The organism is Georgenia sp. Z1344 (assembly GCF_049856295.1).
In the GTDB taxonomy this organism is placed as follows: Bacteria; Actinomycetota; Actinomycetes; order Actinomycetales; family Actinomycetaceae; genus JB111.
In genome coordinates this window covers 16,798-28,612 of record NZ_JBNDMZ010000020.1, presented here as the reverse complement: position 1 = coordinate 28,612, position 11,815 = coordinate 16,798, and the positions used below count along the sequence as shown (strand labels likewise).

The window sequence follows — 11,815 nt, the reverse complement described above, 5'->3', positions numbered from 1 at the left end:
GCGTGTCGGCCCCGTCGGCGTCCCAGTCACCCACGAACACCTCATCACCCGACCGGCCGAACCGGAACACATGCTCATGCAGACCCGCCCAGTCATCATCCAGGAAGAACCCGTTCTCCAGAGCGGGCTCCGCGGAGAAGGACGGGACCTCGACCTCGACGGCGTGCTCCGTCGTCGCGTCGTTGACGGTGAGGGACACCGTCGCGGTCACGGCCTCGTGGCCGGATGCGTAGCCCGGGGTCTCGCCGTCGGCGAGCGTGACGAGCTCGCCGTCGACGAAGGCGCGGCCGGGGACGGCCGTGACGACACCGGTCGCCGGCTCCACGGTGGCCACCGCGGTCTCGGGGACCTCGGCGCCGGCCGGGACGACGTTCTCGCCGTCGCCGGCCCAGAGGACGGAGACGGGCCAGCTCGCCGGCACGCGGCGCTCGTCCTGGACGATCGTGCCGTCCAGGTCGAGGTCGGCCCCGCTCTCGACGACGTCCCCACCGGAGACCTCGAGGGTGTCGACCAGCGGGCGGATCTCGATCTCGGACCACTCGCCGTCGGACTCGTTCCACATGCCGTGCTCCGGCTGCAGTCCGATCATCGACCAGCCCGAGAAGCCGCCGCGGTCCGGGGTCGAGTTCGGAGACTTGCCCACGTTGCCGTTCGTCAGGTACTCGACACCGTCACGGGTCGACACGTCGAACGCCCCCACGCCCGCGCCGACGAACATCACCGAACGGCCCGAGTCCTCGACCTCGCCCAACCAGGACTCGAGCGTCGCGGCCTCGAGGCGGTCCGCCATGTCCGACGGGGATCCCGGCAGGAAGTCGCGCGGGGGGTAGTGCGAGAACACCATGACGCCCGTGATCTCCGGGTCGAGCTGGGCCAGCAGCAGCTGCTGACGCAGCATGACCATCTGCCCGAAGTCGTCCCCGAGGCGACCGGTGGAGGAGTTGAGGGTGATGATGCGCGTGCCGGCCACGTCGCGGACCGTCGACGTCTCGCCGAACTCGTCGACGAAGTTGCTGATCGGGCCACCCATGATCTCGTGGTTGCCCGGGACGTAGACCCACGGCAGGTCGGTCTCGGCGAGCTCCTCGTCGAGGATGCGCCGCGCGAGGTCGAAGTCCTCCGGCGCCGCCTCGTCGGTGAAGTCACCGTTGATGACCAGCAGGTCCGGGTCCTCGGCCACGATCTCCTGCAGACCACGGCGAGCGTTCTCGACCTGCGGCGACTCCGGCGCACGCGCCACGAACTGCGCGTCCGACATCACCGCCACCCGCAGCCCCGCGTCGTCGGCCGCGTTCGCGAGCGAGAGCGAGTGGTCCTCCCACACGGGGGTGCTGATCTGCTCGGCGTCCGGCGGGACGATGACCTCGATGTCCGTGAAGGCGACCGATCCCGTGTACTGGTCGGCCGCGCTCTGCTCCATGAAGCGCACGCGCTCGAGCGAGATCGGGTACGGCACGCCCTCGGGCACGCCGAACTGGACCTCACGCCACTCGTCCGTCCAGTCGATGTACTCCGCGCCGATGTTGATCGGGTCGAGCTGACGGACCACGCCGTCGCCGTCGCGGACCTGGAGGCGGGGCCAGATGCCGGTCCCGTCACCACGGATGGTGAGGGAGACCGCGGTCGGCTGACCCGGCATCTCGATCGCGGCCGGGGCGATCGCGTAGGCGCCGCGCGTACCGGTCGACTGGGTGAAGTCGTAGCCGACCTCGATCGCCGGCTGTCCCTCGGGGCCCTCGGTCACGCCGATGGTGCCGGAGGCGCGCGCCTGGCCGAACGTCCAGCCGGCGGCGTCGGAGAGGTCGGTGACCTCGAGACGCTCGGTGCCGACGGTGACCGGGATGCGGATGGTGTGCTCGCCGACGACGAGCTCGACGACGGAGGCGCCGGACTCGACGGTCGCGTCGACCACGAACGCCGTCGACCCCGCGGGCGTGACGGTGAACCCCTCGCCCACGGACGCCTGGATGTCGGCGGTGTCGACCGGCGCCTCGTAGCCCTGCTGGTCGTAGCCGGTGAGCGAGACGGTGACCGGCTCGCCGGGGGCGCCGAGCTGCATGACGCTCCGGTCGGCGGTCACGCGGACGAGCTCACCGAGGACCTCGAGGTCGAGCTCGCCGTCGGCGGCGCCGGCCTCTGTCTGGGTGGTGGCGGTGACCGTGGTGGCACCGGACGCCCCCGCGGCGACGAGGCCGTCGGCGTCGACCGTCGCGACCGACTCGTCGGAGGAGGCCCACGTCTCGGCGGGGGTGTCGACCGCGCGCATCGCCTCGTCGTAGCCGAGGGCGACGAGCTGGCGGTGCATGCCAGGAAAGACCCGGTTCGTGTTGGCCACGCGGTCCGCGCCGCGGACGGTGTAGTCCTGCACGACGCCGGAGCTCGGGCCGACGATGAGGCCGAGCCCGTTGCTGTCGCTGCGCTCGGTGCCGTCGGAGGGGCTGTTGACGATGTCGTCGTCGGCCTCGCCCGGCTGGGTGGCGTTCATCTGGGTCGAGCCGCCGCCGTCGAGGTTGAGGGCGTTGTGCGAGCCGATCTGCTGCATGAACTCGCCGGTCTCGTCGAGGCTCATGCCGCGCGAGTTGGCCTGCCGCCCGTCGATGACGACGAGGTAGAGGTGCTCGCCGGCCTCGTCGAGGCCGACGGCAGTGCGGGGCGCGAGGCTGTTGTCGGACGCGTCGTGCAGGACGCCGTCGCGGAGCAGGATCGCGTTGCCGCCGCCGTGCCCGCCGATGGCGAGGACGACCTCGTCGGCGTCGGAGCGCACGGAGTAGCTGGTCTGGAGGCGGTCGCCGACGGCCAGCGAGCTCAGCTGGTCGGCGAGCTCACCGGCGGGCGCGACGACGATGCGGGTCCCCGCGGGGATCTCGCCCTCGCCGACGGGCGCCGCCGCCTGGGTGACCACCGAGTTGCGGTCGACCCAGACCTCGACGGCGTTCGCGCGGTCGTCGAGGTTGTTCGCGCGGGCGTAGGTGCCCCAGCGGTCGTTGAAGACGCCGACGCCGGAGGTGTCCCACTCCGAGGCGTTGACGCCGGTGAGCGGGAGCTCCCACCCGGCGTCGGGCGCGACGGCGACGCCCTCCATGAAGACCTCGGTGATGAGGCCGAGACCCTGGGAGTCGATGACGAGCGCGGAGGAGTCGCTCGGGTTCGGGGAGGTGATGATCCCGGTCTCGGGGTCGACGCCGACGCCGTTGGACGAGCCGGAGTTGCCGATGTCGAAGCCGGATCCGTTGATGCCGGCCACGGCGTCGGCCTCGTCGATCATCTCGGAGATGGTCGAGGTGCCGGCGACCTCACCGGAGTCCATGTAGTCCAGCGAGATCGCGGGGCTCGTGAGGTCGATGTCGAGGATCGCGCCCTGCAGCCACCCGGCCGACTCGAGGCGGGTGAACTCGGTGAGGACCGCGCCCGGCGCGATCTGCGTGGCGGTCTGCTCGCTGACGATCGCGGTGCCCTCGTTGGACACGTCGAGGTAGTCGTCCGCGACCGCGGTCTCCTCGGGGGCCGGCCCCTCGGAGGGAGCCTCGCCGCCCTCGGTGGGCGTCTCGGCCGGCGTCTCGGCCGGCGCCGCGTCGGCGGGGGCCGCGGAGTCCGTCTCCGCGGTGTCCTCGGCGGTGGGCGCGTCGGGCTCGGGGAGCGGGGTGGCGGCGGCGGGTGCGACGAGCGCGGCCGTGAAGCTCGAGGTGACGAGCAGACCGAGCGCGGTGGTGACGCCGCGTGGTCGCCGTCGTGCGGGCACAACTGACATGGGTGTCCTCCGAGGAGCGGGGGGAAGTGGCGGAGACATCCCACCCCGGGGCGGTGTCGCCAACCTGTCGGTCCGGTGGACCGAAGGTGTCCGGGCGACGTCGCGTCGGGGAACCTGTGCACATCATGTGCACGCAGGTGAGAGTGGGTGTGGTCCAGGCCACCGGGCGGTCGAACCTGGGCCTCGGGGCGCGCCCGTCGGCCGGGCGGCCCCGTCGTCGGGCCCCGCCGGGTCCTCCAGGCGGCGCACGGGGACGTAGGTCCCGTTCGTCGCCGATCCGCGCCTGCTGGGCGTCGGCCCAAGCGGCACGAACCGGCCGCCACGGCGGGTCCGCGCCGTCGCGCCCCCGAGCGGGTGAGGGAGGATGTCCGGGATGCACCGGGACGCGCGCGCACGCCCGTCGGACGACGACGCCGGTCCCACCCGATCGTGAGGAGCCAGCAGTGAAGATCGTCGTGCTCGTCAAGCACGTCCCGGATCCCGAGGAGCCGGTGGTGTTCGCCGGGAGGTACTGGCAGATCGTGCGCGAGCCGGGCGTGCTATCGGAGACCGACTCGCGGGCGATCGCGGTCGCCGAGGACCTGCGGGTCGACGGCGACACGGTCACGGCCCTGACGATGGGGCCCGCTCTGGCGGAGCCCTCCCTGCGCAAGGCGCTGGCCGCCGGCGCGGACGACGCCGTGCACGTGGTCGACGACCGGCTCTCCGGGTCCGACTCCCTGACGACCGCGCGCGTCCTCGCCGCCGCCCTCGCCCGCCTCGAGCCGGACCTCGTGCTGGCCGGCAACCTCGCCACCGACGGCATGGGCGGCGTGATCCCGGCGATGATCGCCGAGCTGCTCGGGCTCCCGCACGTCACGCACATCGAGGACGTCGCCCTGACGGACGGCGTCCTCACCGGCCGGCGCGTGACCGGCCCTGTCTCCCGGACGGTCAGCGCCCCGCTGCCGCTGGTCGCCTCGGTGGTGGAGCAGGCCGCCGAGCCGCGGATCCCCAACTTCATGGGCCTGCGCTCCGCCCGCACGAAGCCGGTCGAGGTCCTCGGCCTCGACGACCTCGAGGTCGAGCGTCCGCAGCGGGCATGGGGGGTCACCGACGCCGAGCAGGTGGCGGCAGGCACCCGCGCCGAGCTCGTCACCGACACCGACGAGGCGGTCGTCCGGATCATCGATCTCCTCACCTCCACCGGAACGATCGGAGCCGCGAAGTGACCGCCCTCGTCCTGCTCGAGACCGCCGCCGCCGCGCCCACGCCGGACTCCCTCGCGCTCCTCGCGCTCGCCCGGACGCTCGACGCCGGGGACGTGGCCGCCGTGGCCTCGGCGCCCGCCGCCGAGCACGACGCGCTCGCCGCGGCCGCGGCCGCCGCGGGTGCCGACGTCGTCGCCCTGGCTCCCTCCCCCGACGCCGACGTCCTCGTCTCTCCGCTCGTCGACGCCCTCGCCGGTGCGGTCGAGCTGCTCGACGACGTGACGGTGGTCCTCGCCCCCGCCACGCCGGACGCCCGCGAGGCGGCGGGTCGGCTCGCCGTCCGCCTCGGGGTCGCCCCGCTGTGGGGCGCCGACACCGTGACCCGCCAGGACGACGGCTCCCTCAGCACGAAGAAGTCGGTGGCGTGGAACCAGTGGGTCGTCAGCTGCGTCCAGACGGGCGGTACGGCGGTCGTCGTCGTCGACCCCTCGCTCGTCGCCCCCGCATCCGGACCGGGTGCCGGCCGCCGGGTCGAGCTGCCCGCGCCGACCTCCCTGGGGGCGGCGGTGATCGGCCGCGAGGTGGCCGTCACGGACGGCGGAAGACCTGCGATCACCGAGGCCGACGTGGTCGTGGCCGGTGGACTCGGGGTCGGCTCCGGCGAGCAGTGGCCGATCGTCGAGGAGCTCGCGGACGCGCTCGGCGCCGCCGTCGGCGCCACCCGCTCCGCGGTCGACGAGGGCTGGGTGCCGTTCGCCGCGCAGATCGGGCAGACCGGCGAGGTCGTCGCGCCGCGGTTCTACATCGGGCTCGGCATCTCGGGCGCCGTCCAGCACACGTCCGGGATGCAGCGCTCCGGCACGATCGTCGTGGTCAACGACGACGAGGACTCCCCGATGTTCGAGCTCGCCGACCTCGGGGTCCTCGGCGACCTCCACGAGGTAGTCCCGGCGCTGCTCGAGGCGCTCCGCGCGCGCGGCTGAGCCCGCAGCGCCGCGAACGGCGCCGCTCCCCGCGAGGGGGCGGCGCCGTTCGTCGTCGTGCGTGGTGGTGCGAGGTCAGCCGAAGCGGCCGGTGACGTAGTCCACGGTCTGCTGGTTGGCCGGGTTCTGGAAGATCGTCTCCGTGGTGTCGTACTCGACGAGCCGGCCGGGCCGGTCGCGCCCGTCCTCGACCTCGTTCCACAGGTTGGCCCGGCGCAGCGAGGACTCGACGAGGTCGGCGGCGTCGACCCGGGCGCCCGGGGGCGGCTTCCCGGAGCGGTGGCCGGGAACGGTGGCCCGGATCGGTGGCCGCCGCCCGGCCGCCGCCGCGTCAGCCGGCGAGCTCGAGGCCGTGCGCCTCCGCCACCCCCGCGTGACGCACGCCGCCCGCGTCGACGTTGAGCCCCTTGGCAAGGTGCGGGTCAGCGTCGAGCGCCGCACGCCACCCGTCCTCCCCCGCGAGCGCCCGGACATGCGGCAGCGTGAGCGAGGTGAGCGCGAAGGTCGAGGTCCGTGGGAAGGCGGCCGGCATGTTCGCGACGGCGTACACGGTCTGCTCGCCGACCCGGAACGTGGGCGCGGAGTGGGTGGTCGGGCGCGAGACCTCGAAGCAGCCGCCCTGGTCGATCGAGATGTCGACGAGCGCGGCACCGGGCCGCATCTCCCCCACGAGGTCCCGGCCGACGAGCTGGGCCGCATGGGCGCCCGGGACGAGCACGGTCCCGACGACGAGGTCCGCGCGCAGAACGGCCTCCTCGATCGCCTGGCCGGTCGCCGCGAGCGTACGCACGGCGGGACCGAACGAGTCGTCGAGGCGGCGCAGCGCCGGGATGCGGTTGTCGAAGACCGTGACGGAGGCGTGCATCCCAAGTGCGAACGTCGCCGCACCGGCGCCGGCGACCCCCGCCCCCAGCACGACCACCTCGGCCGGGGCCACACCGGCGATGCCGCCCATGAGCACGCCGGTCCCGCCGCGGGTCGCGTCGAGGAGGTTCGCCCCGACCATGCCCGCCATCCGGCCCGCGATCTGCGACATCGGCGCGAGCAGAGGCAGGCGGCCCGAGTCGTCCTGGACGGTCTCGTAGGCGATGGCCGTGGTCCCCGCCTCGAGGAGCCGCTCCGTCAGCGGCCGGTCGGCCGCGAGGTGGAGGTAGGTGAACAGCACCTGGCCGTCGCGGAGGAAGGGGAACTCGGCCTCGACCGGCTCCTTGACCTTGACGACGAGGTCCGCGGCCCACGCCTCGGCCGGGTCGTCGGTGAGCGTGGCACCCGCGGCCGCGTAGTCGTCGTCGGTCAGACCCGAGTGGACGCCGGCCCCGGACTGGACGACCACACCGTGCCCGTCGCCGACGAGCTCCTGGACGCCGGCCGGCGTCAGGCCGACCCGCCCCTCGTGGTCGAGGACCTCGGTGGGGACACCGATCCGCATGCTCTCCTCCGTCTCACGCCGCAGCTCGACGTGCGCGGGGCGCGCCGTCCGCACGGGTGGCGACCAGGGTAGTGCGGGGCCGCCGGCTCAGGCGTCGCGGACCGCCGGCTCAAGCGTCGCCGACCGCGGGCTCAGACGTCGCGGGCCACCGCCTCCTCCGGCTCACGGAGCGTCGATGTGGGGTTGAGCCGGACGTGCAGCTGCTTGCGGACGCGGGCGACCACGGTGCCGTCGGTGGCCACGACGTCGGTGCTCAGCCAGTGCAGGTGCGCAGCGCCGTCGGCGGCACCCGACCGGATCTGCTCGAGGAGCTCGTCGGTCACGCGGAACTCGGCCTCGACCGCGGTCCGCCCGGGCCGGAGGTAGTCGATCTCGCCGCGCTTGTCCCACACCGTGTAGCCGGGACCGAGCGCACGGCCCACGAGCAGCATCCAGAACGGGTCGGTCATCGCGTACAGCGAGCCGCCGAACTGGGTGCCGACGTAGTTCGAGGTCAGCGGGTTCTTCGCCAGGCGCACGCGCACATCGCGCGCGTCCGGGGAGATGTGCGTGATGCGGATGCCCGAGAACAGCATGGGCGGCCAGACGTTCATCACCCACTTGAGCGCGAACGTCGAGCCCAGCGCCCGGTCGAGGTCGGCGTACGTGGGCAGCTTCGGCAACGACGGCATGCGTCATCCTCCCGCAGGAGGCGCGCCCGGCGCAGGTCGGTGGGGCGCTAGCGGCGTTCGCTCCGACGTCGGGCCTGGTCCTGGTCCCCGAGGAAGACCTGGACGAGGACGCGGGCACCGAGGGTGAACGCGAAGAGGAGGAGCGCAGCTCCGACGACCGGCAGGATGCGGATGCCCTCGGCCAGGTCGGGGCCGCCCGGGGTGCTGATGAGCAGGGCGCCGGCGAGCCCGAGCGCGGCGGCGAGGACCGCGACGATGAGCTGCTGGAGGATGCCGGTGACGAAGGCGCGGTCGTCCTCGTGGCCGAGCACGCGGGTGTTCATCGTGAAGCGGCCGGCCTCGAGGTCCTCCGTCAGCCGGTTGAGGCGGCGCGGCAGGCGTTGGAGCATCGGGAGGACGGACGCGACCTGCCCGAGCAGGGCGTCCTTGACGGCGTTCGGCCCCAGCTTCTCGCGGGAGAGCGTGCGGCCCTCGGCGCGGGCGGCGGAGACGAGGTCGACCTCGCTGTGCAGGAGCGCGATCGTGCCCTCGAGCGAGCCGAGCGCCCGGAACGCCCCGGCCAGCTGCGGCGGGACGGTGAACCGGTGGCGCAGCACGATGCTCAGCAGGTCGGCGAACACGGCCGACGAGCCGGCGGGGTCCAGCACGGCGAGGCGGGTGAGGAGCTGCCCGACCTCCCGCTCGAGCGCCCGGTCGTCCAGCCCCGGCGGGCGGTCGAGGAGGTCGACGAGCGCGTCGGTCGTGGCGATCGCGTCCCCGCGCTCGACGGCGGCGAGGACGAGACCGAGAGAGCCGCGCGAGCCGGAGTCGAGGCGCCCCACGGATCCGAGGTCGAGGAGGCCGAGGGTGCCGTCGGGGCGCAGCATGACGTTGCCCGGATGGAGGTCGGCGTGGAAGACGCCCGTGACGAGGACCTGGCGCAGGATCGTGCCGACGAGTGCCTGGCTCAGGGCGTCCCGCTCGTCGAGGCGGAGCCGGTCGACGTCGGCGCGCGGCGAGGACAACGGCGCCCCCTCGATGCGCTCCATGACGAGCAGGGTGCGCGAGCTGATCTCCGGGTGGGCGCGCGGGACGTGGACGAGGTCCGTGGTGGTCGACGCCGCCATCGCCTGCATGTTGGCGAGCTCGACCCGGTAGTCGAGCTCCTCGTCGAGGGAGTCGGCGAACCCGCGGGCGAGCGTGCGCAGGCCGAGGCTGCGGCCCCATGAGGTGGTGCGGTCGAGCCGGTCCGCGAGCCGCAGGACGATGTCCATGTCGCCGGTGACCTGCTGGCGCGCACCCGGGCGCTGGATCTTGAGGACCACGTCGGATCCGTCGTGGAGGCGGGCGGTGTGCACCTGGGCGACCGAGGCGGCGGCGAGCGGGGTCGTGTCGACGTGGGCGAAGACCTCCTCCAGGGGGCGCCCGAGGGAGGCGTCGACCACCGGGCGGACCTCCTCCCACGAGAGCGCAGGCACGTCGGAGTGCAGGCGGGAGAGCTCGGCGACGACGGGGGCGGGCACGAGGTCCGGCCGCGTGGACAGCATCTGGCCGAGCTTGACGAACGTGACGCCGGCGTCCTCGAGCGCCCGCCGCAGGGCCCGGGCGGTGGTGTGCGGGGCGGCGGCGTCGTCGCTCCGTCTGGGCATGCGGGGGCGCAACCATGCGACGAGCCCGTGGCGGGCCGCGATCTGGACGACCTCGGCGTAGCGGCGCGCGCGGCGGAACCGGGCGGGCGTCCCCCGGACGAACGCGATCGGGGACGGGAGCGCGCCGGTCGGGACGACGGCCTCGAGCACGGCGAGGACCATGATCTCCAGGACGAGGACCCAGGCGGCGCCGAGCACGACGATGACCGTCAGCGGCAGCGGGTCCGCCGCGCCGGCGAGGGGCTGGTCCGTGCCGATGTGCAGTCCCTCGAGCACGCGGTTGAGGAGCGCCGCGGCGGCGGTGTTGCCGATGAGCGCGACGATGATCGTGCGCGGCCAGCCCACCGGTGCGCCGAGCAGCCGGCGCGCGACGACGGCGACGATCAGGGCGTTGACCACCGCCGTGGCGACGACGAGGACGAACCCGAGCGCGGACTGCACCATGACCGACAGTGTGGCGGACGGTGGGGCGGCGGGGATCAACCGGTCGGGGGAGTCCGCTCCCCCGTGCGGGGGTGAGCGTTCAGCGGCCGACGGCGACCGGGACGTCGGACCGCCAGGTGACCAGCGCCAGGACGGCGCCGACGACGCCGACGGCCACGAGGACGAGCGCGACCGCAGGCAGGCCGATGGCGGCGCCCAGGGTGCCGGCGAGCGGGTAGGTGACCAGGAAGCAGGCGTGCGAGAGGGAGAACTGCGCCGCGAACACGGCGGGCCGGTTGCCCTCGTGACTGTTGCGGCGCAGCAGCCGGGCCGAGGGGGTGAGGATCGTCGAGGTCGCCGCGCCGAGCAGGAACCACAGGACGAGCAGCGCGACCCACTGAGTGGCCACCGCCTCCGCGCCGATCACGCCGGCCGAGGCGGCCAGCAGGATGGGCAGGGCGATGCCGCCGGTGAGCATCACCCGGCGGTCGGGCAGGGTGTCGAGGAGCCTGGGCATCCACAGGGCCACGACCATCGACCCGCCCCCGTAGGCGGCGAGCAGCAGGGCGACGTCGGACCGCGTGCGGCCCAGGTCGCCCTGGACGAGCACGACGGTGTTGACGATGACCATCGCCGTGGTCGTCGCGACGACGAGGTTGAGTCCCATGAGGCCGCGCAGCTCCGGTCTCGCCCAGAACGACCGCACCCCGCGGGTGAGGCGGTCGAAGAACCGCGCGGGCTCGGGGGGCTCGATGTGCGGGAACCGCGAGGCGACGACGAGGACGGCGGAGGCGAGGAACCCGATCACGGTGCCGACGAACAGGTTGTTGTACGTGATGACCGTCAGCAGCGCGGCGGCCAGCATCGGGCTGATCAGCGACTCCAGGTCGTAGGCCAGGCGCGAGAGCGAGAGGGCGCGGGTGTAGTCACGCTCGTCCGGCAGCACCGAGGGGATGACGGCCTGGAAGGTCGGGGTGAAGGTCGCCGAGGCGGACTGGAGGAGGAAGATGAGGACGTAGATCTGCCACGCCTCGGTGACGAACGGCAGGGACATCGCGACACCGGCGCGGACGAGGTCGGCGCCCACGAGCACCGGCTTGCGGGGCAGGCGTGCCGCGAGCGCCGTGGTGACGGGAGAGACGGCGACGTAGGCGATCATCTTGATCGTCATTGCCACACCCATGACGACCCCGGCGTCGCCGCCCACGATGTCGAAGGCGAGCAGGCCCAGGGCGACGGTGAGCAGGCCCGTGCCGAGCAGCGCGACGACCTGCGCGACGAACAGCTTGGCGTAGGTGGGGTTCCTCAGAACGGTGAGCATGGGACCTCGTGATCCGCGAGCGGTGGACGGCGCCGGGGTTACGGCGTCGGCGTGTGGTGGTGGGGCGGGTTCTGCCCGTTGGCCACCGCGTGCTCCGCCTGCCGCACCGCCTCGACCACGAGGGCCACCGCGTGCTCGTCCGCGAGCCGGTAGAGCACGCTCGTCCCCTCGGGCCGGGTGGTGACCATCCGTGCCATCCGCAGCCTCGCGAGGTGCTGCGAGACCGCGGACGGCTTCTTGCCCACGATCTCCGCCAGCGCGCCCACCGCCAGCTCCTCGGACCGGCGCAGGGCGAGCACGATGCGGACCCGGGTCGGGTCCGAGAGCAGGCCCATCACCTCGGCCGCGAGCTCGACGAACTCCGAGGACGGGTCGAGCCCACATGCTTTGTTGTCCGCATTCATACGCGGACATTAACATTT

At 73.5% G+C, this 11,815-nt stretch carries 9 protein-coding genes; 2 read left to right on the top strand and 7 right to left on the bottom strand.

Features of this window, described 5'->3' with window-relative positions:
• Window positions 1-3,748 (bottom strand): phosphodiester glycosidase family protein (locus ACPYO6_RS16395; RefSeq protein WP_425715868.1); only part of this gene is annotated, 3,748 nt, incomplete at its 3' end.
• A 443-nt stretch (window positions 3,749-4,191) separates the two neighbouring features.
• Here ACPYO6_RS16395 and ACPYO6_RS16390 point away from each other — a divergent pair.
• Both ACPYO6_RS16390 and ACPYO6_RS16385 read left to right on the top strand, forming a co-directional pair.
• Window positions 4,192-4,959, top strand: a complete 768-nt coding sequence (locus ACPYO6_RS16390; protein ID WP_425715866.1) for an electron transfer flavoprotein subunit beta/FixA family protein — start codon at window positions 4,192-4,194, stop codon at window positions 4,957-4,959.
• Entirely contained in the window at window positions 4,956-5,921 is a 966-nt protein-coding gene (locus ACPYO6_RS16385) for an electron transfer flavoprotein subunit alpha/FixB family protein (RefSeq protein ID WP_425715865.1), read from the top strand. The genes ACPYO6_RS16390 and ACPYO6_RS16385 overlap by 4 nt, the downstream gene beginning before the upstream one ends.
• 75 nt (window positions 5,922-5,996) lie before the next feature.
• On the opposite strand, the gene ACPYO6_RS16380 is transcribed toward ACPYO6_RS16385, so the two are convergent.
• The 6 genes from ACPYO6_RS16380 to ACPYO6_RS16355 all read right to left on the bottom strand — a co-directional run bounded on the left by ACPYO6_RS16380 (window position 5,997) and on the right by ACPYO6_RS16355 (window position 11,797).
• Window positions 5,997-6,335 (bottom strand): hypothetical protein, encoded by a 339-nt coding sequence (locus ACPYO6_RS16380; RefSeq protein ID WP_425715864.1) that lies wholly within the window; start codon window positions 6,333-6,335, stop codon window positions 5,997-5,999.
• Entirely contained in the window at window positions 6,253-7,350 is a 1,098-nt protein-coding gene (gene ald / locus ACPYO6_RS16375) for an alanine dehydrogenase (RefSeq protein WP_425715863.1), read from the bottom strand. The genes ACPYO6_RS16380 and ald overlap by 83 nt, the downstream gene beginning before the upstream one ends.
• A 131-nt stretch (window positions 7,351-7,481) precedes the next feature.
• Window positions 7,482-8,021 (bottom strand): DUF4442 domain-containing protein, encoded by a 540-nt coding sequence (locus tag ACPYO6_RS16370; protein WP_425715862.1) that lies wholly within the window; start codon window positions 8,019-8,021, stop codon window positions 7,482-7,484.
• Between the two features lie 47 nt (window positions 8,022-8,068).
• Window positions 8,069-10,093, bottom strand: coding sequence for an ABC1 kinase family protein (locus tag ACPYO6_RS16365; protein ID WP_425715861.1), 2,025 nt, complete (start codon window positions 10,091-10,093; stop codon window positions 8,069-8,071).
• Between the two features lie 79 nt (window positions 10,094-10,172).
• Window positions 10,173-11,393 carry an MFS transporter gene (locus ACPYO6_RS16360; protein WP_425715860.1) on the bottom strand — a complete coding sequence of 407 codons (1,221 nt, stop codon included), beginning with the start codon at window positions 11,391-11,393 and terminating at the stop codon, window positions 10,173-10,175.
• A 38-nt stretch (window positions 11,394-11,431) separates the two neighbouring features.
• Entirely contained in the window at window positions 11,432-11,797 is a 366-nt protein-coding gene (locus tag ACPYO6_RS16355) for an ArsR/SmtB family transcription factor (RefSeq protein WP_425715859.1), read from the bottom strand.
• Between the last annotated feature and the right edge of the window lie 18 nt (window positions 11,798-11,815).